Raw genomic sequence first — 22,215 nt, forward strand, 5'->3', positions numbered from 1 at the left:
CGTCAGCCGGGGCGCCTGTCCGCTTTCGGCGCCGAACCGCGGAACGCGTTAAGCAATATGCCGATGGTGGTTCCATTGTGCAGCACGGCGGTGGCCACCGGCGACAATACGCCCAGCGCCGCCAGGCCGAGAATGGCGGTGTTGAGCCCGACCGTCAGCTTGTAATTGGTCGCGATCCGCGCCATGGCGGAATTGGCCAGCGCGCGGGCGTCGGCGACGCGGGCGATCGAATCCTCCAGCAGCACCACGTCGGCGGTGAGCCGCGCAATATCCGCGCCCTTCTGCATGGCGACCCCGACATGCGCGCCGGCCAAAGCGGGCGCGTCATTGACGCCATCGCCGACGAAGGCGATTTTCGCCCCTTTCGCGTTGAGCCCGGCAATGATCCCGGCCTTGTCCTCGGGCGTCAGTTCGGCATGAAAACCGTCGAGGCCGAGTTGGTCCGCCAGTTCCGCCGCGCGGTCCCGGTGGTCGCCGGTCAGCATCAGCACGCGCTTGACGCCCGCACGCCGCAGCCGCGCGATGGTGGCGGCGGCGTCGACGCGCAACGAATCTTTGAGCGCGAGAATGCCCAGCAGGCGGCCGCCGAAGCCGATGAACAGCAGCGTCTTGCCTTCGAGATAGAGCCGCTCCACCACATCGGCATGCGCTGATACGTCAATGCCTTCGTGGTCCTCGACGAAATGGCGCGAGCCCACGACGATGCGCTGGCCCTTGACCTCGCTGGCCACGCCATGGGCGACGATGAACTGGACTTCGGTGTGATCGAAGTGCCTGTGCTGGTCGGTCGCCCGCGCGGCCTTGACCACCGCCAGCGCCAGCGGATGAAAATAATGCTCCTCGACCGAGGCGGCGAGGCAGATCAGATCTTCCGCACTGTAAGTCGAATCGAAGGCGATGGAGTCCGTGATCTCCAGATGGCCCGTCGTCAGCGTCCCCGTCTTGTCGAAAATGAACGTGTCGGCGTGAGCGAGCCGCTCCAGAGCGGTCGCGCCCTTGACCAGAATCCCGGCTTGGCCCGCGTTGAACATGGCGGATTTGAACGCCACCGGCGTCGCCAGTTTTAGCGCGCAAGAATAATCGGCCTGGAGCACCGAGGCCGCCGCGCGCCAGTCGCCGGTCAGCACGGCGGAGACGCCGGCGAGTTTCAGCACCGTCGGCACCAGCCGGTCGGCGAGACGGGCGGCGTCGAGCTGCGCCTCGCTCTTGGCGGTCAGCGATTGCTCGACATAATCGGCGATGCGCGCCGCGGCGGTGTGCCGTCCGACCTGCTCGGCGTAAATGGCGAGGCGGCCGTCCTCCATGGTCGTGCCGGATAGAACCTTGGCGCCGCGCGTTTTGATCGCCGACACGCTTTCGCCGGTCATGGCGGCTTCGTTGACCACGCCCTCGCCGGACATCACCGTGCCGTCGACGGGAATGACCGCGCCGGCGCCCACCACGACGGTGTCGCCCACGGCGACCTCGCCTGCCGGGATTTGCACTTCCTCGCCATCGCGCAGAACCCAGATGAGATCGCTGCTCGGGCGCAACAAATGTTTCAACAGATCGTCGGAGCGCCGCGCAATCGACTGCTCCATATATTCGCCAAGCGCCAGCATGAACGTGGTGGCGTTGGCGGCGAGGAAATCCGAGCGCGCCAGCGAAATGGCGACCGCCATGGACTCGAGCACATGGCTGGTGACGCCGTTTTCGCGATAGTCGTCCACGCCCGCGCGCAGCATCGGCAACGCCGCCGCCAGACTGAGCGGCAGCCGCGCCGGCATGGGCGCGACGCTGGCGCCGACCAGCACGGCGAGCGCGGCGGCCACCGCCCCGGCGCCTTCGTCGTCGCGCGGCCGGGCCTTGACCGCATCCCAGCCCAGATCGCCCAGCGCCGTGACAATGGCCATGAGGGTGGTGCGCTGGGCGTCGAAGTCGATGACCAGCGAAGCCGCCCGGGCGTTGACCCTGGCTGACGTCACGCCGTCGATCAGCCGCGCCATGCCTTCGAGCACGGCGGCGTCAGGCGCGTGCGCGTTGCGGCGATAGCGCAGACGGACGCGCCCGGGCAACCGGTGCGCCACTTCCAACGTGCGCAGCCAGGGCGCCGCCGTCATGCCGCGCCGCTCTCTTCCGCCTCGACCTCCGCCGCGAGATCGGCCATCTGCTCCTTCATTTCGGCGAAACCGCCCATCACGCTGGAATAGGCCTGGATCGCGCCCTTGAACAGTTTGCCGCGGATGTCCTCGTCGGACAAAACGTAGGCCGCGACGCCGCCGAGCGCGAGGCCGAGCAGGAACTGTTCGTTGCGGCCTTTGGGCAGCAGGTTGTTGAGGGATGCGAACACGCCCTGGTTCGCCGGCGGCGCCATATTGGCCTGCCCCGCGAGCAGGCGCTCCAGATGGCGGCGCTTGAGACCTTTTCCCTTGTTCTTCTTTTTCTTCTTAGCCAATTTCGGCCTCCTTCGGTTCATCATGCGTTTCTGTTGCGAGCAGGGTTTCGACAACCATGACGCCGGCGACCCCCGAAGCGACGGCCAGCACGGCGCTGAAAAAATCCTGCCGGCGCAGGCTGTCGGCGGTGGCGACGCCAGCGGCCAGGGCGAAGCCGCCCTGCAAGGCCAATTGCGCGACCTTGCGATTGGGCGGCGCGCCGGCGGCGCGATTCTGGATCGCGGCCAACAAGCCCGTAGCGACCAACCCTCGCGTAAAATTGTTGGCGAGTTCCACCGGCGCGAGCGGCGGCGCCGCTTTCGTCTTACGCTTCTTCATGCTTCGCGCTTTCATGGGCGGCGGGATCGGCGTCGGGTTCATCGTTCGCCGGCGCGGCGTCCGTCTGGTCCACGGACGTCTCCGTTTGTCCCGCGAGTTTGGCGCGCAGGTTGGCGGAAGATTTTTCAACGGCGCTCAGGCCGGACACCGTGACATCCCGCAATTCCTCGCCGGCCTTGTCGAATCCGCTCCGCGCTTTATGCGCGAGGGCCGTCAGTTTGGCGGGAGTCTTGGATTTTTTCAGCATTCGCACCCCGAGGGCGCCGGCCGCGACGCCGGCCACGAAAGTCAGAACGGGCAGCATGACGAACTCCTTTCAAAAAATTCACGCGTGCGCAGCGCCGAGCAGCAGGCGCTCCAGCCGTTGGCTCTCGGGCGTGATTTCGCCCGAAAGAAAACCGATCCAGGCCGAGGGCGGGATCTCCCGCGCGTCGTATTCAATGGTGCAGGACCGAGCCAGGACGTTGAGACCGATCGACCTTATGCCCTCGACGGCGCCCAGCGCCTTGCCGAAACGCTTAGCCTCGCCGAGCAGTTCGGCGGGAAGCGATCCGCTCATTTTCAGGCGAATGCGGCCGGGAATGTGGTGCGCGATGTTGAGCTGGCGGACGAAACCGAGCAGCGGGGAGGCGGCGGCGGACATAGGCGCCCCTAGCGAAACGCGCGCCGCCAATGGATGGCGACGTGAACCAGCATGAGGAAGACGGACAACGCCCCCGCCTGAGCATGGAGCTTCCGGCTCGAGCGCAGCGCGGCGATCGAAAACGCCATGGCCGCAATGGCGCCGATTTTGGCGACGCGATTGATCTCCCACTTCGCGCGCGCGTTCAAAACGGGCGCGTTCGAGCGCCGCTCCGGCGCCGCGTTCGGTTGGGCTGGCGAAGGCGCGGCCTCACCAAAAAGCGCGGCGATCTCGGCACGGATGCGCGCATTCAAGCCGGCGTCGGCGGGATCGAACCGCAGCAGCAGCGATCCCGCCGACGGATTGCTCTCAACTTCGGCGAATTCGCGCAAACGATCATGAAAGCGCGCATGCGCGTCGCGATTGCGCAGCATGGGATGGCGCAGCCGAATCCGGCCGGGCAGGTCGGACGCAAAAAGACTTGTCTGTTTCAATGAAGCGTACCCCGAAGCGCGGCGTGGCAATGGCGTCCAATATTCAAATATAGAATACTTCCAGGGCTTCGAAGCTTGATCCAAGTCAATTGCAGCGACCTAACCTTACGTACGGTTTTATTTTTTAAGGCGCTTATTCCCCGAGCGCCGCCGGTGCGAAACATCTGACTAAAATCCCATTCCCGCCACGGCGATGATCTTTGCGACGCGCACGATCATGCGCCATGCGCAAGCTGGACCCAAGCGGATCGACGCTCTTTAGACGGATTCAAAATGTGCGGGGACTTTAAACGGGACCGCGCGGGCCTGATCCAGGATGATCACAATTCAGGAGATCCGCCGGACATGGCGGCTGAAACGGACGCGCCTCGACAAAAGGGGACGACGGCGGGTCGGAAACGCAACAGGGTGCGGACCTCGGCCTTGCATCTGTTTCGGCGAACCGCCGCCACTGATCGGCGACGCCCCCCTGGTTGACGGTGACGTAACGCTACGAAGATAGCAAAGCTCCACCTTGGTATTTATTCAAACGCACTATCGTGACTTGGTCGCATATCCACAACGCCATGGCTCAATCGCAACCTTTTACCTATGAAATGAACATTGAAATAACATTCAGCGAGAAGGAGTGTTGACTTGACTCTACAATATCCCTCGGGATCGAGCATCCGAGAAGTCGCGCAATACTTCGATCTTACGCTACGCACTTTGCGATTTTACGAACAAGTCGGCCTCATCACCCCGGCTCGATTCATGGGCGCCCGCTATTACGGCCCCGAGGAGTTCAAGCGCCTTCGCGCAATCATCGAGGCCAAGCGGCTGGGCTTCACGCTTCAGGAAATCAGAAACTTCCTCAGTCGCGGGAAGGGACTTCCGGGCGGAGACGATTTTAATATTAAACTCGATCTCGATCTGGAAACGATGAAGGCTCAACTGGAAATGCTCGAGCGCAGGCGTGAGGAAATCCAGTCCGCCATCGCCGATCTGCGCCTCGCCTACAGCAAACGCCACACGATGGACGCGACAGCGGAATGGCGGCCTATGTCAACGTGACCGCCGACGATTTTTCCTTCTGTCGCCAAACTCACGCATCAGAGCAAGCGCCAAAGCCGTGTTTCGCCTCGTCCTGCGCGACGCGTTGCAGAAACCGCAGCATGAAGCGTCGTTTTTGACCGTCTGAAACCGACAAAAACATGTTTCCAATCTCGATCAACTCGCTGGGGCTCGCGGCCCGCGTAACGCGGACGCGCTGCTTTGGCTTGGGCGCGCTCCGAAGCGGCAAATCAAAAAAATAGCCTGGCATGACCGACAATCGCTTGGAAACTTTCAGCAACTGCTCGGGCGGCACGGGCGTCAACCCCTCTTCGTACAGGCGAACCGCCGCAGGCGATACGCCGGCGTATTCGGCAAGCTCCTGGACCGTGATGGCGAGCCGCTCGCGGCGCGTCCTGATCCGCGCGCCGATTGCGGCGTCCCGCGCCGTCGTTCGCCATGAACACATCCTGCACCTCCGTGATCGCAGCGATGAGGATGCGCCTTACCCGACGGCACACGCAATGCGTGCGTCACTACGCGCCTTGCGTGTCGTAACGTTCCACTTCGCGCGATGGAGGTCTCGCGTCATGAGCGAAGCTCTGTTACGCACAACTTATTGCCGTTGCATTGCATTCTCGATCAGCCTTCCGCCCGCGCATGCTTGAGCCTCACGTAACGTCGCGCATCGCCCGTCACGGATGGCGCCGATCTGATGGGCGAGAGCTCTCATCTGTCCTGCGGATCAGTCCACAGTCCTTCGCGGCGTCGCAATCGCCAGCACAGAGGAAGCCTGGACGGCTGGCGGCCCTCTTCGAGACGGGCGCGAATTTCAGGCGCGGGCGCGCAACGCCTTGCGCCAACGGCCAAGTCACCGCGCGATGGGGGGTTACAGGTTACCTCGCCGTACCGCGCTCCGTCGCCGCCATATAGTCTCCCCACGCGGTAAGGTGTGCTCGGGTCCGCCGTCGCGCAATCCTGAACTCACAACTCTTGAAGCATGGTGATCTCAATGAATATCGGATTTAAGATCGCGACAGTCGCATTAAGCGTCGCGTTATCGACTGTTTCCGTCAAGGCGGACGTCGTCTCGGACATCGCGGGGACGTTGGGCTTGGTCGGCAAGGTCACAGCCGTCACCGGTGGGAAGAACTCGTTCTACAGCACCCAGGACACAGCGCAGTCTTTCGTCGCCGCGCTGACGGGCATCTGGAATTCTTCTTACAGTGGTTACAAAACCAGCTTCGATGCAATCGTCGCCGCAGTCGACACCTATGGCCAGACCAACAACGACACCAAGCACGGCGGCGTCTACACCAAAATCAGCGGCAGCGGCAGTAGCCTCGAACTGTTCTCAAGCAGCAACGATGCTTCCTGGAACATCAGCCTGTTGTTCAACACTTCCGCGAAGTCTCTCGCCTATGACGGCGGAACTGTGAACACCACGACGCTCACGGTCGACAAAGTCAGTGGAAGCCTGTCCGCTCCCGGCCCGATCGCCGGCGCTGGCCTTCCCGCGTTGATGGCGCTGCTGGGCGGAGCTTTTGTCCTTCGTCGCCGCAAGGTGGTTTCAGAATCCCCTGCGCTCGGCTGACGCCCTGAGGCGTCGCGCATATTGCGCGCTTCGCTCTCGGGCGGCGCGATTGCACAACAGAATCGCAATCTGACCCTATCGGTGGCTCAAATGAACAAAACTTTCTCGTCCCTCTCTCTGGCGGCAGGCCTCGTGCTCGGCATGACAGTCGGCTCCGGCGCCGCGACTGTCGCGGACCGGCTCGGAATCTACCAAGACTCGATCTCGCCGAGCAATGCGCAGACTTTTTACAGCTCGCTCGGCTATGACAAGTTCGTCCAGGCGTTTAATTTCGCGGTGTCCGACCCGACCGTCGGCCTGGACGGCATCAAGAGTTCGCTGGATAATTTCGGCAAGTCTTGGGAAAGCCCGGCCCCGTTCTCCATCGCCAATAAAGTGACGATCTTGGGCAATGGCGCTTGGTTTCAGGTCGTGGATTTTTCGAACACGGCCCACCCCGGCATTAGCCAGATCAACAGCGTTCCCGGTCCGATCGTCGGCGCGGGACTACCCGCCTTGTTCGGCCTTGTCGGCGCCGCTTGGGCCATCCGCCGCCGGAAAATGGTCTAACAGGACTGCGGCGAGGCGCCTCGTGCTCCGCCAAGCTCGCCAGATCGCTGCAGGCGGCGATCTGGCGTTCGTTTTCCATTTGGCGGTCCGCGACCGATCGGGATCGGACTCTACACTATCCGCAATTCGACACAGTGACGACAAGACGGATGATCAGAGTTCGCTTCAGGAATTGCAGTTTGAGTGAGGATATCGTGCGTCGCTTCTCCGTTTTTGCCGTTCTACTCCTTTGCTGTGGCGGAACCGCGCTCGCGCAGACTGCGCCGGACAATCGCCTTTCCACCCTCAACCGCGCCGTCGGCTCCATATTGGACAGCCTTAACAACAAGTCCGGCGACGCCTTGAAGGGCGCGGTGCTGCAAGAGCTCAACGGCGCCATTGCGACGGACCCGAACAGCGCAGAGACCATTGTGAAGGCGGTCAAGGCGGGCGCTGGCCCAAACTTGCCGGTCTTTCAGGGGGTGTTGGTGGGCCTTTGCATTCAGGGAGCCCTCTCTTGTAGGCTGCCTGCCCTTGCGCCGGAGATCCCGACAGGCGCCGTCAGCTCGGGTGGCGGCGGCGGATCGGGCGGGGGCGGCGGGGGTGGCGTAGGCGGCAGCCCGCAGACGAATTTCGGCCAAAACCACCAAAGCTATGTAATGAGCGCACTGGCGCAGAACAGCGACGCGCAGCGTTTCAGCTTCGTCGCCCCATCGCCCAGCTACGGCTCATCCTACGCCACCCGCACCGTGGTGATAGACACGCCCGGGCCGCAATTGGGCGCAGGCGGAGCGCCAGCGCTGCTGGCTGTTCTTTGGTGGATCGGGAGGAAGCTGTCCCGGCGGCAGGGCGAGCGCGGACCTGAAACAATCCGGCGCCGCCGCGCCTGAACGCCCGTTTCGCACGCAAGTCACCTGCCTCGCGGGCTTAAGCGCGACCGTGACCGTGACGTCACCCTCGCGCAGGAGCCGGAAGGGCCGCAAGCTGTTATTTTTCTAAATTGAGGCGTGCGTTTCGCAAGCTGGGTCGAGGCGCTTTCTCTAAATTCTATTGATCATTTGCAGATTGGACGTTGGCAGATGACCATCAAAACCGATGAAAAAACCGGGTCGACTTTTGGGCTGCGCATCGGCGAAGCTTCGCAGCAATTTGGGGTTACCGCGCGCACGCTGCGTTTTTATGAACAAATAGGGCTACTGACGCCGCGCTGGTTCATGGGGTCGCGCTTTTACAACGACCAGCAGGTGAAGCGCCTGCAAACCATCCTTGAAGCGAAACGCCTCGGCTTCACGCTCCAGGAAATCGCCAGCTTTCTGCAAAACCATCATTACGGCGAACAGGACGTTGCGACCAAGCTGGACCTGCAGACTATTGAATCCCAGCTAACTTTTCTGGAGCAGAAACGTCAGGAACTTGACCAGGCCATTCTGACGTTGCGTCTCGCCATCAAATGTCGCGTGGACGAACCGCAATACAAGCCGCGATTGCGCGAGAACGCCTTTGTCGACGGAATGAAGGACAACGCCGAACCGGCCGCGTCTCGCCTCAATCGAAAGCGACGAACGATATGCTGACCGACGCGGTCTTGTTCGAAATCTTGGAATTGGCGTGGATTGAAGCCGCTTACGCACTGCTCGAGCTGAAGATTCTCGATGACGCGCGCGTGCAGGCAGCGCTCGAGCACCTCCTCGCCGTCATCAAAAATATCGACGAGGCGCGTCATCTCAGAAACGCGCGCCGCGCCGAAACCGAGGTGCGGCATTGATCGAGGCTGCGCCGATCTATGCGCGCATGAATCGTTTTAACCTCAGGCGGCTCCGCCGTTCCTGAGGTTTTGGCTCAGAACTGTCTTTTGAGCGCGCAAACCCCGCGGCGACCATCCGGGGATGCGCCGCGCCATCCGCTTTAAGCGGGACCGTTACAGCGACCGACTCGGGAAACCGGACGCATTGCGCTCGGCGGCGACAAAACCGCGCATCAGATTGAGCACAAGCCGGCGTTTGCCAGGATCGGCGATCGCCCGCAAAGCGGTCTGAATCTGAATCGCTTCATCGCTTTCTTCCGCCTGCGCGCAGGTGCGCTCCCGCTTTTCTCCGTCGGACGCCGGAAGCACGAAAAACTCAGTCAGCGGCACGTGCAGCCGCTTTGCGATCTCCAGCAAATGCTGGGCGGGAACGCGCACGTCGCCATTCTCATACCGCTCGATCGTCGCCGCAGACGCGCCGGCGGCCTCGCCCAGGTCGCCGCACGTTAATCCTAATACAGTCCGATTCGATTTGATCCGCGCTCCAACGATCTCATTGATCTGTCGCGCGGCATGTTGCGGTACATTCATTGCAGGAACTCCAGGAATCTAAAATTGGCCTCCGGAACCCGGAACGCTCCGCCTGACAGCGCCAAGCAGGGCGAAAGTCGTATTCCTTTGAGCAATCATGCGTTCCAAGAGCGGCCTCGCGCAATGCGAGCGTCACCACACGTATCAGTTGCGTCACGTATCGCTGTAGAGCCGTTACATCTTGTGCGCCGGTTACGGCCGCGTAGACGCGACCGAGCCGACGCAACTCGCTCCCGCCGCCCTGACGGCGTCAAGGAGTTTGGTCATAATCGCCGGCTCCATGCCATTTCGCTTCAATGCGCCGGGAACATCGCGCGCGAAGGTTGGGAAACGCTCGATCAGCAAACGATCATATTTGGCGACCGATTCCTGATCGCCTCGCATATGCGAGACGATGATCTTGGCCAAGAGGCCGATCGGATGGAATTCTATGCGCGGCGAATCCGAATAGGAAGCCGCCGCATCTGTGTCGCCAAGGGAGAAGGCGCCAACGAACAAAAACACCGCCACCACGCTTGGCGGCCTGGGAGCCAGGACAACCGCCCGCTTGAGCAAGCCCATACCTTCCACTGTCGCGCCCGCAGCAACGCGGCGCATGCCGATTCGAGCCAGGACTTCAGGTGAGTTCGCATTGATGCGCAGCACTTTCCGAGCCGCTTCCTCCGCCTCGCTGTCGCGTCCTTCCAGGCGAAGTATTGTGAAAAGATTGACATAGCTAGAAATCGATTGTGACGATAAATCCAATGCAGCTTGTGTATAATCTTTCGCTTGACGAAGCAGCGGACCGTCAGAGTCCGTCTCTTCTCCTGAATAAAAATGCAAAAGCATAAGCCGCGCAAGATCGTTGTAAGCGTAGGACGCAATCGACGGCTCATGCGTCGCGTCGATCAGACATCGCTTGAGCCGTGGATAATCGTCTTGGCGCGGTTGCCGGATAAAGTCGTGACTTTGGAGCAAACATCGAAGCGAATCCGGGATCTTCCGCGTCATCAAATCCTGATTGACGATCCCGTACCGGTCGGCGATCAAGGCGGCGGCCTTTCCGGCCGCTTCGATGGGACCGTCCTCGCCATTCTCCGAAAAGTTCTCTCTCTCAGTGACGATCACCCGGCCATCGCTACCAAGCACGCTGAGGGACAGCAACACCCGCGTTCCCGTATATTCCAACGGCGTCAAGACCACGCGATAAGCCAAGGGGTCGTCAGACTTGGCCTCCTCCGTGACTTGAACCGTGTCGTAAAGCCCAAGAAACGTCCTGAGATTTGAGGCAAAAGCAAGATCGGGAGAATCGGCGGTCTTCAAAGTGGCCAAGCTGGCCGAATCCAACGTCACCCGAGGCATCGCGTTGCGCGTGGACGGCGCGCGGGGAAGTTCGACGGCCCCAAACGTCACGGCAAGGGCGGCCAGACACGCCGCCAGCGCCAAGCCGACGACGGCCCACAGCTTGCGGAATCGCGGCCAGCTTTCCTGCCCAGCGCGCTCTTCCGGCGGGGACGCCACGGGCGCCGGTTCGGGTGCCGTCTCTGATGTTATTTCGGCACGCTCGGAAGCAAGCGCTGCGGAAGCGGGGTCCTGATCGACAAAGATTGGCGTGTAGGATCCAACGGGAATGACGACTCGGAGGGGATCGGCGGCGCCCGCGTCAGCATAATATCGGTCGAGCGCTTCGCGCACGCGCCTGGCCTGAACGCGAATGTTGGACCGGGACGAACTGTCGAAACTTGGATCCTCACGATAGGCGTCGACCGCGATGGAATATTCTTTGATAAGATGCCCTTTTCCCGCGGCTTCCGCCTCCACGATATAACGCAAAAACGCGCGCCGCCGAGGAGAGGAATTGAATTCCTTCGAGGCCAGAATTCGATTAAGGGCCCGCAATTTATCTTCTTTTGATACGGTGACGTCAATCATTTGATATTATCCGGCAAGTCCGACCCGAAGGTGGGCTTACCCAAACGTAAGCGTGAGCGCGAACGTAGCCCTTTATTTAATTTTTGCAACATTCTCGACTCTTTTAATTTTTCGATGGACGACCTTCGCCCTGAATTCATTTATTTTCCGGTTTATCATAGCCTATGCCCGCGAACTCTCGCAAAAAGGGAACGACTTGACCGCTCGGACCATTTCGCGCCCCCGAGCCCCGGAAACCTACCGGCAATGGCGATAACCCAAAGAAGGCGCTCAACAGCCGCCGATTGTCGTCGATGGACTGAACCGCCCGCGAGAGCGGCTTTGTCTGCGGAACGGTTTCGGACTGGTGCAGGAAACGTGACGAGCAAAGTCGCAGGCAGGCGACCTCGGACCGTCCGAACCATGACCGCATCACGATCGGCGCGATTCCGCATAGCAGTCGCGGATTGCCGTCGCCATTGGACAAAGGCAGGAGAATCACTTCCAAAGAAGCGGCGCTCTGCCCAGCCGGAGCCGCCGTCAAACCGGCGACCGCAGGCAACATGCCGTCGATCACCGCCCGAATGACCGCGCGCATTTCCTGCTTATCCTCGCGCGCGAACAAATCGATAAAGGAACTGGCGCGCCGTTCGCGGCCAAAAAGAATGTTGAGCCGCAAGCATGAAACTCGAAGCGGGAAGGTCTCAGCCTCATCCCCTTCGAGGACCATGACGTCCGACAGCATGTGACTGAGAGCAGCAGGGTTGATGTCGCCCCTGTCGGGCGCAACACGCGATCCTCGCAAGGCGTTCCAGTAGGCGAAAAGTTCTCTCGTTCCACATTGCCGCATGGTTCAAAACTTTCCTCGGACGCGCCAACGTTTCGGCGTGAAACAGGGACGAACCGCGTTATCTCCGTGGCGATGAAACGTTAACCAAGCGAATGTGTGCGGTTCTGTAATTCTTTTTATGCACGCGACGGTAGCGGTGAAGCTGCGTTGCGCGCAACGTTACGTAACTTCGCGATAACACTGGGAGACGTGACGTTGCTGCACGCGATTCGTTCGCGCGAGGCTGCGTGAGGGCTCTTGAAGGCAATCTGGTGGCGGTATTTTGCGTCATCAACTGGCGCATGCCGGGCTGAACGCACATCAGGGATTCGTCATAGGCCCGGTCATAACGGCGATTTCCTGCGCTCGGCGGATCGGGTTGCAAAACGGCGACCGGCGCCATTATCTAGGATTGGGGAGCCGGTCGGCGGTGCGCAATTTCGACTCTTCCGCTTTGCAGCCCGACTTCACGATTTTGTGGGACAGCTCGATTTGACCCCGAGGAGTCGTCCCGCGATTCCTCCGCGTGAAAAAATCTGAACCTGTGTGTGGCGACCGAATCGATCGGAGGTCAGTTCGTCTTCATGACGGCCAATTTCAAGGCAGGCATACGGATCTGAGATCAGGCGTGACGACTTTGGCGACGGAGCCGTTTTCGCCGTTCAAGAGGGTCGAAAGCTCGATCTGTTGGCCGTTCGGGTCAGTCAACAGGAACGATCCCGCCGGCAGGGTCTGGAGTACGCCCTGGGCGATGAAGAACACCGTGGGATATTTGCCAACGCAAGTGACGACGGCGTCTTGTCCCAACTTAAAATACAAGCGTGAACCACTTTGCGGCAGGGGCAGCTTCGGAGTGGGGCGGTCATCCTTTGACGGCAGCGGCGCGTTACCGGCGACCACGCCGATCAAAAGCCCGCAGAAGGCTCCAGCAACAGCTTCTCCCCATCGAAAGGGGGCCTTTGGCTCCTTTCGTGAAGGCTTCCGCCAGCCGTTGTGCCGACGCAGAGGCTCGTCCGATAAGCGGTGAGAATCGTTGGACCGATTTTCCTCCGGCTTTTGAACATAGACATCACTCATTCCACACTCCAACGTTAACTCGACGCGGCGCCCCAGTGCGTTGCCGCGTCGAATTGTTGCCCCCCGGTTATGCGGTGGGATTACCTGCGCCATGGCGTAGGAAAAGGCGCTTCGAGATCGATTGGTCCGACGATCGCGCGACCGATAGAGCGCCGCAGCGGATGTTCGGGGAGATCATCATCAAAAGCCGCGTTCTTGTGTTTGCATGGAAAAACTGAAGGAGAGTCGATCTAAGTGTCCGCCCTAAAATAATTTAAATCGCTTGAGTTATTTGCGATTCAAATGCTGCGCCCCGTCTCTGGAGGCGCCGCCGATGTCGCCCATCGTGAAGCTCACGAAATACGCCCGCAGGGAACCGTCGCTACGCCAATTGTTGATTTTCACTGAGGCCCGACCCGCGACGCGGAATATTTCCGCCAAGAACTGATCATGGTGCCCCCCAGTCCGCTTCAGCGGTGGGCCTCGGAGTGATCGAGATGGACTTATTGCGTATGATCCGGCGCAGGGTCCTGCGGGACAAGCGTTTAGATCAAACGGCTGGGCGCTGCAGCATTTTTCCCCGCAGATCATCCCGCCCGGAATACGGCTCCGATGCCGGCGGCCACGAACAGAGGCTTAAAACCCGCGAACGACCAGAAACTTTTAAACCAAAGCCCTTTGACTGATTCCAGAAGGCGTCCACCTCCAACGAGGGCGCTGCGCGAACCGGGCGCGGCCAAGTTGTCAATTCGCCGCCTTTCCGCGCCATTGCAAAATCTCTCTCATCCGATCGCGCCAGGATCGAATCCGCGGCGTTTCGGACGCCGCTGCGAGCGGAGTATGGTAATAACGGTAATTATAGCTGCTCGCATATCCATACATGGAATGCGCTTCAAACAGTTCGAGTTTGTCGAGCTCAACTTTAGAAAGAGTCACGCCCACGACGCGGGCGGCCACTGCGGGATCGGTCGCAAGCGCGTCCGCGACCGCGCCGCGCGGCGTGGCGCCCCATTCGATCACGAGATGGAAAGCATCGAGGAAAGTCGCGGCGGCGCTGGCGTCCTTGACCGGGCCTAGCGGAGCAAGATCGAAGATAATGTAACTATACTTTTGCTGCAACTCTTGGACGAGACGCGCCATCGCCGGCGACGACAGAAGATCGCCGGTGGCGGGGACGCGGCCTCTGGCGCAGGCGGGGAAAAAGGCCAGCCCCGAAGACTCCTCATGAACGATCGCATCTTCGGCGGCGTAGTCCGAACCGTTCAGCGTCTCGAGCAGGCCGATGCGAGCCGTTGGCGTGAGCGACCGCGTCAGTTGCGGATTGCGCAAATCGCAATCCATCAGAAGAACGGACTCACCCTGGCGGGCGATCAAACTCGCCAGATTTTTCGCGATGGTCGATTTGCCTTCGTTTGGAAAAACGGAGATTACGCCCAACTTCAAGGGTCGCTTCATGCCGAAGTGATAATCGACAGCCAGCCTGATCGACCGAAGCGATTCCGAGAATTGCGATGTGGCGTCTTCGATCGTGATGTCCAAGGCCTTGAGGGTCGACTTGAACGTCCCGGTTCTCTCTGTGTCGAGGGCGGCGCGCTGTAAAAATGCGTCTTCCGTGAGCCTCGGCAGGTAACAGGTGAAGTCGAGACCAAGCTCATCGCGTATTTGGGAGGAAACACGAAAACCTCGCTCACGGAACTCGCGGACCATGGCCCAGCAACCGCCGCCTATCCCGCCCAGGAACACTGAGACGAGCAGAATCAACAGCGTCTTCGGGCTGGACGATCTGGTCGGGAGCTCCGCATCGGCGATGACGCGCGCATTCGAAATCGGAATGGACTGCTGCTGGATGAGGTCCTGTGCTTTCTGAAGATAGATCGTGTAAATATTCTTGTAGGTCAGGGTCTCGTTTTCCAGCGTTTTCAGCTTGCCCATGGCGACGGAATCGACATCGCTGGCGGTTCGCGTCTGCTCGATAGCCTGTTCAAGGCTGGCGACGCGGCCGGAGGCGATTTGAACCTCACTCTGGTAGCTCTCCAACAAGCGCGAAACTTCTTGGAACATCACCTTCGCATATTCGTTCATTTCCTTCCGGGCGCGGACGGCGCTCTCGTGTTGAGGGCCGAGGCGCGCGGAAATATCGGAGTTCATCTTGAACGCGTCGAGATATTTCGCGCGCAAACTTGAAATGATGGGACTGCTAAGCGCATCCAGGCTCGAGCCGTCATAAGCCTGGGATTCGACGATCTGCTTCAGGCGATCATATTTGGATTTCACCACATTAAGGTCATTGCGCGCTTGCGAAAGCTGCGCGTTGATGTCCGTCAGCGCCTGTTCGTTGATCAGGCGGCCGGAAGCTTCGGTCAGCCTGTTGCGGACGCGAAAATCCTGCGCGATTCGTTCGGCGGCGTCCGCTTTTCGCTTCACCTCCTGAATACGGTCCTCAAGCCATGCCGACGCGCGTCGCGACGTCTCGAACCGGGACTCCAGTTGATCTTCGAGATAGGCCGCCGCGTAGGCGGCGGCGATTGTGCGCGCCAAGCCCGGATCATAACTCGTATAGGCGATCGTCAACACGTAGGTGCGCGCATTGCGGGTGACCTTGAGGTCGTCCTGCAATTGCTCGACGACCACATTGCGCTGCAGATCCGGCGGCATAGCGTCGTACTCCAGCGCCGGATTCGCGCCGAGCAGCGTCGCGAACTTTCCGACGCCGCGCCTGACGCCGCCGAATATGGCGCCGATGACGCTGGTCGGCGGCTGGAGGAAGCTTTGATTGTGCGTCAGGTCGAGATGCTGGATGACGCGTTCCGCCATACGGTCCGATTGCAGCAACAGCACCTGGCTGTCGACGGCGCCGGTTTCGAATATGAGCGTTTCTTCCATGGGGGTTGTGGCGCTCAGGCCGGCGAGTTTTGAATCGATGAGAACGGCTGCTGTCGATGTGTATCTTGTCACGGCTTGGGCAAGGTAGACGACGGCAAGGCCAGTGCTGATCAGGACGGCGTAAACGATGCGCCGCTTCTGGCGCTTCAGGATTCCGAAGACTTTCGCCGCCTCTTCGCTGGGGGAGGTCGCCGGCAATTGCGAGACGGATCGCTCACCATCAAACATAGATTGCGTAGGCTCGTTCATGAGAAAAGCTTCATTTTGAGAAAAGATGATGGCGCTGAACTTTTTGCGCGGGCCCTGACGGAAGGGCCCGCGCGAGACCTCATGGCGTTCGCACCAACGTCGCGTTGATTTTCAGGAGCGCCGGAATTGTCGCGGGCGCCTCGCGCACCGCCTTGTCGAGAGCAGCAACCGGAACCGGCGATTGTGTGAGCGAGGTCAGCTCAATGCCGCGGGGATCGTTGATGAAGCCGACCAGGGCGAAGACCAGATTGTTGCGAGTCGACGCGTCCGGTATAGCTCCCAGGATCATCGGCATATTCGTCGTCAGCGCCTTTCGGATCTGATCGGCCGGCTGTTTGTTCGCGCGGGAAATCGCGTCGATGCTGTGACCAACCAAGCCGGAGTCGCGGAACCTGAATTTGAGGCTCTTGACCGCAGCCGCGAAAGCCGCCGCGCGGAGCGACCCCATGCCGTCGAAAGCCGTCGACGGCAGGCCGACCATTGTGCCTGACATGTCGATTTGGCCAAGTTTCTCAACCCCCAGACCGAAATGTTCCACGCTGGCCTGTTCGTTGAGTTCGTCGAGCGTCATGCTGACGTCGGCCTCGACGGAGAGCGAGGTCACGCCGGACGCTATCAGGCTTTCCCGGATGGCGGGATCGGGCGTCATGGCGACGGGCAATTTCAGGCCGGACACAGTCGCCTGCAGATGCGTCGGTACGACGCCACGATAGTTTGGCGCGTCCCATTTGAAGGCGCCAAGCTCCACAAGAGCGCCGGGCTGAACGAATTTGACATTCTCGATCTCCGCGCCGCCGACTATCGGGACCTTGGGCTGCGGGTCCCCCGCAGCCGGTCCGCTGACGACCAGCCGCAAGTCCGTGATGTTGACTCGACCGACGCTGAGACCGGCGCCCCCGCCGACGTTCTCGATCTCGTTCAGAGAAATTGAGCCGGCCCGGAGAGGATCAAGATCGACAAGTTCGATGCGTGCGATGCCGAAGCGTCGCGGGACAGGGCTTTGGCCGTCCGTGCCCGAAAGTTTGACCGCCGTGACATGGTCCAGTTTGACGGCGTCCGCAAAGGCTTCGGCCAGTTTGCGCGCCTGGTCCGGATGCTCTCCGAGATAGGTCGGCGTCGCCATGGCGAGATCGAAAGAGCGCAGCGCATCCGGGTCGATCCGCCGCACGCGCAGGCCGGAAAATTGTATCTGTGCAACATCGGTACGCGCGGCGTTCTCGACTTGCTGGAAGTTGTCAATCGTCGTGTCCTGCGCGAGAGTCTTCCACTCGCGCGAATTGTTGGCCTGAAGATTCGAAGTCGGAACTCCAGGGTTCCAGATTTCCAGGAGTCTTGCGACCGCCAACCCGTCGATCGTGATGGAATCCGCGCCGAAGCGTTTCTCTCCGCCGCCCTGGAGACGCTTGGGTTGGAACAGGGCGACACGGCCGATCTGGCCGTTTCTGGCTTCGGAGAGTGCGATTTGCTCGATTGCGACCGCCACCCCGTCATGCAACGGACTTTCCCACTTCACCCCATTTGCGGATATCTGCTTGAATTCAATTTCGGCAATCTGCTTCAGCACATCCAACGACGCGTAGGCGCGGGAGCCCGACGCGTTCGTGTGAGATCTCGGCGCCGAAAATTTATCGAGCGCAACATTCGTGAGAGACACCGCGCCGGCGTCGCTGGCGACCGTGACGCGCTCGCTTTTGGCGTGGTCGAGTTCAAATTTCGCGCCGGCCAATCTGAAGCCGGAAAGCTCAAGCTTTTTGAAAGCGACCACGACGCCGGCGCCAGCTTTGTCGCCGGGAAAGGCGATCTTGAGATTGCTCAGGCGAATGTCGTCGGGGCCGCTTCCGGGTTCGGTCGCGCCGATCTCGACAGTTCCCCCTATGGAGCTGACATCGGCCACAATGGCGTCAATAGCGCTGTTCCGCGTTTGCGCCGCGATCATTGCTGGCGTCATCAAAACGCAGACAACGACCGAAGCAATCAACGGAAGGCGACCGCGTTGTTTTAGCCTCTCAAAGCAATTGATGTTCAGGAACCTATAATGCACGGGCGCGCTCCAGGTGCTCTCGCCTGATTTCATCTCTGAACTTTATGTGATGCGGGTCGGGCGCCGCGCGGCGCCCGACGCAAGCTCAAGGCGTGGTGGGCGTGATTGGAACCGCCTTCAAGCCGAGCGCGGCGCCTGAAGCGCGCGAAGTCGCCAGGTTATAGGGAACCGTCGCAGCCGTCGTTGACGTGTTGTTGATCAAATCCAAGAACTTATAGAGTTCATATGCGCCGGAGTTCGACACATATATGACGTCCTTGTTTGAGAGCTTGAAATCGAGCGCCGCGAAATAATTAGAGGAATCCCGGAAATTCGCTCTGAATATAACCGGTATCGTGTCCTGGTCCGGCGGAAACTTATCGAGGTTCACATTTGCATCAAGCAGAAGATCTCTCGGCGAGTTCCGGTACAGGAAGACGTCGCGCGGATCGGCGCGCGCGTCGTCAAGGCCGCTCGCCTTGGCGACCGCCTCGACAAGCGTCAAGCGCGGCTGGCCGAAATCGATCAAGCCGGACGTTCTAACCGCGCCAAAAGCCGAGAAGCGGTGAGGGTCGCGATAGGCGTAAATCGTATCGCCCGGACGGATGAAAATATTCTCTTTCGGGTTCGCCAAGATCGTGTCGAAATAAACAGTCGCTTTTCGGTTGCCGCGTTGAACCGTTATGTAAATCTCATAACCAGGCGCGTTGATGCCGTTCGCCTTGGCGATCATGTCAAGAACGCGCTCGCCCTTGGGGCCGACCTCGATCTTGGACGGCGTGTTGACGGCGCCAACCACAGAAGCCTGGCTCGACGAGCGGCTCACGATCGAAACGACCACTTGCGGCTCAATAGCGCGGTTCGAAAGCGCCTGAGTAATCGCGTTTTCCAGATCGGGGATCGTCTTGCCGACGGCTGGGATCCGACCCGCATAGGGAATTGTCAAAGTGCCGCGCCGATCGACGACTTCTGGGGGAATAGTGACATAATTGCCAGGACGGACGCCGGCTTCGGCAGGAATGAACAAACCGCCGGCCTGCGCTTCGAATACTGTGACTTGAACAACGTCGCCAACGCCGACCCGAATCTCGGGCGGAGGCCCTTTATCACGACCAAAAGTGGCGAAGAGTGAGGAAACCGGCGGCGTTCCGAAGATCTTGACCGCCTGTTCGGTGATATCGAGCAGAACATAGTCGAACACGGGCCCCGCGCCGGCGGCGACGCTGGCGGCGGCGGCGCCCTCAATCGACTCGACCGAAGGACCATCACGCGAAAGAATGCTGCAGCCTCCGAGAAGAGAAAACTGAGCCAACCCCAGACCCAGCGTCATAAAGGACCGCCGGCTTGGCTTATCGATTTCCAAGCGCAGACCTGGGCTGTCAACAGTTCTCAAATCTTTTTTGGCGAATCGCATTTTCTTCTACTCTCACACTATCCTGTCCGTAGTCAGCCAAAACTCCATCACTCTGAAGACGGAGTTCATGGCGAACAAATATTCTTTTGCGGAATTCAACCGAGCAAATGTAGTGATATTCCACGCTACCGCAGTTCGGGTGAAGCTGCGTCCACACGCTCTTTTCGATTGGATGCGCCCACGCAACTTTGCCGCGGAGGAAACTTGATTGGGGCGACGGTTGACTCCCCTGCAATTCACGGCCGACCCAACGGCCGCCGCCGTTCATGCAGCCTGGACATCCTTGTGATCGAGCGTGGTTGGAACGTCGCCGCCGAGAAGGCTGAGCAGGACCCGAACACGCCCTCTCGCGTCGAGGCGGATGATTGTGCCAACCATATCGGCGAAAGGACCTGCGGCGACGCGAACGGTTTGACCAAGCTCAAACCCTTGATCGAATCGGCAGATTCCCTCTTCATCGACAAAGTTGATCAAGGATTCGACCACGCCCTGCGGCACGGGAGAAGGTGAAGTCCTCCCCATGACGACACGCGATACGCCAATCGTGCCGTTGATCGATCTCCACCGATCTCTTTGCAGGTCGAGGGCGACGAAAAGGTACCCCGGAAATAGCGCCGATTTTCCAACGCGCGTCTTGCGGGCGTGACGCACAGCGGTCGAGATCGCCGGCAAGAAAACCCGGAAGCTTTGCTGTCGAAGATGAAACTTCGCCCTTTCCTCTCTCTTGGAGAGCGTCTGGACAGCATACCATCTTTCGCTTGCCCCGAGAGCCAACGCTTCTGGACGCAGCGCGGCGCCGGTTAGCGGCTCCATGATCGGGCCTCGCTCAGCTTTGCCGGGCGCGCTGACGTAGATGAACCCACAGCGACTGCGGGCGAACTTCCAGAAAGGCTCAATGCAAAACGCTCCGTCGTCACCGCAGGTCAACAGTGCTTGCGGCTACTGTCCGCCATCTAGTTCGGCCCAGGCGGAGCGCTCAACGTTACGTACGGGAATTTCTGTCCAGCTTATGTGACACAGCCAAGCTATCCCGCAAGGTCAACAGGCCGCCATGGTGCAAAACCGGTATTTTTGAGCGATTGCGCGAACTTGGGAAAGCTCGCGTGCTTCCTCGCAATATGTAACGTATGGTAACGCTTCGCTGAGGAAAATAAGCTTGACGGCTGCCGGAACGCTCGATTTAGCGGCGCCCCCGCCTCGCGGGGAAGAAGAGGACAAATCTTGCCTCTACGCTTCCGCATATCTACGCACCCGAGCAGCCGACCCGAAGACCTCGCGCCCGGATCGAAACGCCATTCTCAATCAATGAGTTAGGCTCCGCAAGCCCATTGCCGGAGCCAAATCTGAAGCGGGTCAATCCGCGGGCATGCGGAATGGTGGTTTTGCATGACCGGTCGACAGAAACCGTCGTGAATCCGCTTCAAGCACGAGAGCGGTCAGCACACCTGACGCGTGGGCGCACGTGTCGATGTTGATGCGGTTCAACTTTACGTCAGGCTTCAAAATCGGAGAATGTCCATGCACGACAATTCTGCCGAATGATCCGCTGAACTGAAGGAAATCATCTCGGATCGTTAGAAGATCGTTGGGAGCCTGCCGTTCGAGCGGGACACCCGGCCGCACGCCGGCATGGCAGAAAAAATACTCTCCCAAGACGAAGCTGAACAAGGTCGTGCTCAAGAAATCCAGGTGTTTTGCAGGAATACGCTCCATGAGCTCCGACCGTGCGGCCTCGCACGCTTCGCCGCGGGCCGCTTTCCGAATGTCCAGGCCATAGGAATGCAGCGTCTCGAGCCCCCCGCACTTCCGCCACCATTGCAATAACGAAGCGTCTGAGAGGAAGTCCAAGAGATATTGCTCGTGATTTCCCCGCAGCGCGACAAAATCGGTGCAAAACTGCCGGGAACTGAGCTTTTCGAGCACGCCGGCGGACTGGAAGCCGCGATCGACATAGTCTCCAAGGAAAATTGTCAGCACCGAAGAGGGCGCCGTTCGGAGATCCTGTTCGATAGCCTTTTCAATTTCATACAACAGATCAAGTCGTCCGTGGACATCCCCGACGACGTAAAGTCGACTTCCTATGGGAACCCCGGAAACGGAAGCGGCCGCGTCCTTCCCGTTCGGCGCGAAAACCCAAAAGTTCATGAACCCTATCCGAGTCGCGTCAGGACCCGCCCATTACGGCCGGAACGCCCGAAACAATGGCAGAATTTGGCTCCACATTCCCTTGAATCACCGTGACGTCACGTTGCGTCACGTCGCCGTTCCCTTTCATCCGACCCCGAACCGCAGCGTTCGGCTCCTCGGACGACTGGCGTCGCTTCGCGCGCCGGCAGGCCGTCTCCTCGGGGGGGCCTTTACGGCACCGTGTCGCTACGCCCCGTAACGTTGCGGGAGCCGCCATTTTGGACCCCAATGAGATTAAAATGAAAATCAGTTTGGAAGAACGTCGCCTGACTTCGAAGACTGAACGGGAGAGGATCACGCCGCCGCGCGAAAGTTTTGGCGCGGTGCTG

General features: G+C 60.1%; 22 protein-coding genes. 6 read left to right on the plus strand and 16 right to left on the minus strand.

The features are described from left to right. Positions 1-2 precede the first annotated feature (2 nt). The 6 genes from CFB24_RS01380 to CFB24_RS23365 are packed head-to-tail and all read right to left on the minus strand — an operon-like array spanning position 3 to position 3,767. Positions 3-2,099, minus strand: coding sequence for a heavy metal translocating P-type ATPase (locus CFB24_RS01380; RefSeq protein ID WP_088518776.1), 2,097 nt, complete (start codon positions 2,097-2,099; stop codon positions 3-5). Continuing rightward, entirely contained in the window at positions 2,096-2,434 is a 339-nt protein-coding gene (locus CFB24_RS01385) for a hypothetical protein (protein ID WP_088518777.1), read from the minus strand. Before CFB24_RS01385 ends, CFB24_RS01380 begins: the two co-directional genes overlap by 4 nt. Next, complete coding sequence (locus CFB24_RS01390; protein ID WP_088518778.1) at positions 2,427-2,753, minus strand: hypothetical protein; 327 nt, start codon at positions 2,751-2,753, stop codon at positions 2,427-2,429. The genes CFB24_RS01385 and CFB24_RS01390 overlap by 8 nt, the downstream gene beginning before the upstream one ends. Next, positions 2,740-3,057 carry a hypothetical protein gene (locus CFB24_RS01395; protein ID WP_088518779.1) on the minus strand — a complete coding sequence of 106 codons (318 nt, stop codon included), beginning with the start codon at positions 3,055-3,057 and terminating at the stop codon, positions 2,740-2,742. Before CFB24_RS01395 ends, CFB24_RS01390 begins: the two co-directional genes overlap by 14 nt. Positions 3,058-3,078: 21 nt before the next feature. Further along, a complete protein-coding gene (locus CFB24_RS01400) occupies positions 3,079-3,396 on the minus strand; it encodes an HMA2 domain-containing protein (protein WP_088518780.1) in 318 nt (105 codons plus the stop codon). A gap of 8 nt (positions 3,397-3,404) precedes the next feature. Continuing rightward, positions 3,405-3,767 carry a hypothetical protein gene (locus CFB24_RS23365; protein WP_244593288.1) on the minus strand — a complete coding sequence of 121 codons (363 nt, stop codon included), beginning with the start codon at positions 3,765-3,767 and terminating at the stop codon, positions 3,405-3,407. Between the two features lie 738 nt (positions 3,768-4,505). Between CFB24_RS23365 and CFB24_RS01410 the strand changes: the two genes are divergently transcribed. Continuing rightward, positions 4,506-4,922 (plus strand): MerR family transcriptional regulator, encoded by a 417-nt coding sequence (locus tag CFB24_RS01410; protein ID WP_088518782.1) that lies wholly within the window; start codon positions 4,506-4,508, stop codon positions 4,920-4,922. Between the two features lie 31 nt (positions 4,923-4,953). Here the strand turns inward: CFB24_RS01410 and CFB24_RS01415 are convergent, their stop codons facing one another. Continuing rightward, positions 4,954-5,370: a helix-turn-helix domain-containing protein gene (locus CFB24_RS01415; RefSeq protein ID WP_088518783.1), complete on the minus strand. Its 417-nt coding sequence runs from the start codon at positions 5,368-5,370 to the stop codon at positions 4,954-4,956. A gap of 543 nt (positions 5,371-5,913) precedes the next feature. On the opposite strand from CFB24_RS01415, the gene CFB24_RS01420 reads away from it, so the two are divergent. From CFB24_RS01420 to CFB24_RS01440, 5 genes are all read left to right on the plus strand, one after another. Continuing rightward, the gene (locus CFB24_RS01420) at positions 5,914-6,495 is read left to right on the plus strand and encodes a hypothetical protein (protein WP_111390680.1); all 582 of its coding nucleotides are present in this window, start codon (positions 5,914-5,916) and stop codon (positions 6,493-6,495) included. A 90-nt stretch (positions 6,496-6,585) separates the two neighbouring features. Continuing rightward, positions 6,586-7,044 (plus strand): hypothetical protein, encoded by a 459-nt coding sequence (locus CFB24_RS01425; protein WP_088518785.1) that lies wholly within the window; start codon positions 6,586-6,588, stop codon positions 7,042-7,044. A gap of 179 nt (positions 7,045-7,223) precedes the next feature. Next, positions 7,224-7,913, plus strand: a complete 690-nt coding sequence (locus CFB24_RS01430) for a hypothetical protein (protein ID WP_141098308.1) — start codon at positions 7,224-7,226, stop codon at positions 7,911-7,913. Positions 7,914-8,102: 189 nt separating this feature from the next. Next, positions 8,103-8,597, plus strand: coding sequence for a MerR family transcriptional regulator (locus tag CFB24_RS01435; protein WP_088518787.1), 495 nt, complete (start codon positions 8,103-8,105; stop codon positions 8,595-8,597). Beyond that, the gene (locus CFB24_RS01440; protein WP_088518788.1) at positions 8,591-8,788 is read left to right on the plus strand and encodes a hypothetical protein; all 198 of its coding nucleotides are present in this window, start codon (positions 8,591-8,593) and stop codon (positions 8,786-8,788) included. The genes CFB24_RS01435 and CFB24_RS01440 overlap by 7 nt, the downstream gene beginning before the upstream one ends. A gap of 153 nt (positions 8,789-8,941) precedes the next feature. On the opposite strand, the gene CFB24_RS01445 is transcribed toward CFB24_RS01440, so the two are convergent. The 9 genes from CFB24_RS01445 to CFB24_RS01485 all read right to left on the minus strand — a co-directional run bounded on the left by CFB24_RS01445 (position 8,942) and on the right by CFB24_RS01485 (position 21,844). Then, positions 8,942-9,358 (minus strand): helix-turn-helix domain-containing protein, encoded by a 417-nt coding sequence (locus tag CFB24_RS01445; protein WP_088518789.1) that lies wholly within the window; start codon positions 9,356-9,358, stop codon positions 8,942-8,944. A 192-nt stretch (positions 9,359-9,550) separates the two neighbouring features. Next, positions 9,551-11,269, minus strand: a complete 1,719-nt coding sequence (locus CFB24_RS01450) for a tetratricopeptide repeat protein (protein WP_141098309.1) — start codon at positions 11,267-11,269, stop codon at positions 9,551-9,553. 136 nt (positions 11,270-11,405) lie between these two features. Next, complete coding sequence (locus CFB24_RS01455; RefSeq protein ID WP_088518791.1) at positions 11,406-12,098, minus strand: PAS domain-containing protein; 693 nt, start codon at positions 12,096-12,098, stop codon at positions 11,406-11,408. Positions 12,099-12,674: 576 nt separating this feature from the next. Then, the gene (locus tag CFB24_RS22390; protein WP_141098310.1) at positions 12,675-13,154 is read right to left on the minus strand and encodes a hypothetical protein; all 480 of its coding nucleotides are present in this window, start codon (positions 13,152-13,154) and stop codon (positions 12,675-12,677) included. 723 nt (positions 13,155-13,877) lie between these two features. Continuing rightward, positions 13,878-16,265: a GNVR domain-containing protein gene (locus CFB24_RS01465; RefSeq protein WP_088518793.1), complete on the minus strand. Its 2,388-nt coding sequence runs from the start codon at positions 16,263-16,265 to the stop codon at positions 13,878-13,880. A 79-nt stretch (positions 16,266-16,344) separates the two neighbouring features. Further along, on the minus strand, positions 16,345-18,306 hold the full coding sequence (locus tag CFB24_RS01470) for a hypothetical protein (protein WP_141098311.1): 1,962 nt from the start codon (positions 18,304-18,306) through the stop codon (positions 16,345-16,347). A gap of 85 nt (positions 18,307-18,391) precedes the next feature. After that, a complete protein-coding gene (locus CFB24_RS01475; protein ID WP_088518795.1) occupies positions 18,392-19,699 on the minus strand; it encodes a polysaccharide biosynthesis/export family protein in 1,308 nt (435 codons plus the stop codon). A gap of 264 nt (positions 19,700-19,963) precedes the next feature. Then, the gene (nusG, locus tag CFB24_RS01480; RefSeq protein ID WP_141098312.1) at positions 19,964-20,512 is read right to left on the minus strand and encodes a transcription termination/antitermination protein NusG; all 549 of its coding nucleotides are present in this window, start codon (positions 20,510-20,512) and stop codon (positions 19,964-19,966) included. A 540-nt stretch (positions 20,513-21,052) separates the two neighbouring features. Further along, the gene (locus CFB24_RS01485) at positions 21,053-21,844 is read right to left on the minus strand and encodes a metallophosphoesterase family protein (protein WP_088518797.1); all 792 of its coding nucleotides are present in this window, start codon (positions 21,842-21,844) and stop codon (positions 21,053-21,055) included. Positions 21,845-22,215: the final 371 nt, after the last annotated feature.

The organism is Rhodoblastus acidophilus (genome assembly GCF_900187365.1).
GTDB lineage: Bacteria > Pseudomonadota > Alphaproteobacteria > Rhizobiales > Beijerinckiaceae > Rhodoblastus > Rhodoblastus acidophilus.

What these genes read in the sequence shown, in the direction of transcription:
- CFB24_RS01380 (WP_088518776.1), bottom strand. Translation starts at nt 2,099, where the DNA reads ATGACGGCGGCGCCCTGGCTGCGCACGTTGGAAGTGGCGCACCGGTTG.
- CFB24_RS01390 (WP_088518778.1), bottom strand. Translation starts at nt 2,753, where the DNA reads ATGAAGAAGCGTAAGACGAAAGCGGCGCCGCCGCTCGCGCCGGTGGAA.
- CFB24_RS01395 (WP_088518779.1), bottom strand. Translation starts at nt 3,057, where the DNA reads ATGCTGCCCGTTCTGACTTTCGTGGCCGGCGTCGCGGCCGGCGCCCTC.
- CFB24_RS01400 (WP_088518780.1), bottom strand. Translation starts at nt 3,396, where the DNA reads ATGTCCGCCGCCGCCTCCCCGCTGCTCGGTTTCGTCCGCCAGCTCAAC.
- CFB24_RS01415 (WP_088518783.1), bottom strand. Translation starts at nt 5,370, where the DNA reads ATGTGTTCATGGCGAACGACGGCGCGGGACGCCGCAATCGGCGCGCGG.
- CFB24_RS01420 (WP_111390680.1), top strand. Translation starts at nt 5,914, where the DNA reads ATGAATATCGGATTTAAGATCGCGACAGTCGCATTAAGCGTCGCGTTA.
- CFB24_RS01425 (WP_088518785.1), top strand. Translation starts at nt 6,586, where the DNA reads ATGAACAAAACTTTCTCGTCCCTCTCTCTGGCGGCAGGCCTCGTGCTC.
- CFB24_RS01435 (WP_088518787.1), top strand. Translation starts at nt 8,103, where the DNA reads ATGACCATCAAAACCGATGAAAAAACCGGGTCGACTTTTGGGCTGCGC.
- CFB24_RS01440 (WP_088518788.1), top strand. Translation starts at nt 8,591, where the DNA reads ATGCTGACCGACGCGGTCTTGTTCGAAATCTTGGAATTGGCGTGGATT.
- CFB24_RS01445 (WP_088518789.1), bottom strand. Translation starts at nt 9,358, where the DNA reads ATGAATGTACCGCAACATGCCGCGCGACAGATCAATGAGATCGTTGGA.
- CFB24_RS01450 (WP_141098309.1), bottom strand. Translation starts at nt 11,269, where the DNA reads ATGATTGACGTCACCGTATCAAAAGAAGATAAATTGCGGGCCCTTAAT.
- CFB24_RS01455 (WP_088518791.1), bottom strand. Translation starts at nt 12,098, where the DNA reads ATGCGGCAATGTGGAACGAGAGAACTTTTCGCCTACTGGAACGCCTTG.
- CFB24_RS22390 (WP_141098310.1), bottom strand. Translation starts at nt 13,154, where the DNA reads ATGAGTGATGTCTATGTTCAAAAGCCGGAGGAAAATCGGTCCAACGAT.
- CFB24_RS01465 (WP_088518793.1), bottom strand. Translation starts at nt 16,265, where the DNA reads ATGAACGAGCCTACGCAATCTATGTTTGATGGTGAGCGATCCGTCTCG.
- CFB24_RS01475 (WP_088518795.1), bottom strand. Translation starts at nt 19,699, where the DNA reads ATGCGATTCGCCAAAAAAGATTTGAGAACTGTTGACAGCCCAGGTCTG.
- nusG (WP_141098312.1), bottom strand. Translation starts at nt 20,512, where the DNA reads ATGGAGCCGCTAACCGGCGCCGCGCTGCGTCCAGAAGCGTTGGCTCTC.
- CFB24_RS01485 (WP_088518797.1), bottom strand. Translation starts at nt 21,844, where the DNA reads ATGAACTTTTGGGTTTTCGCGCCGAACGGGAAGGACGCGGCCGCTTCC.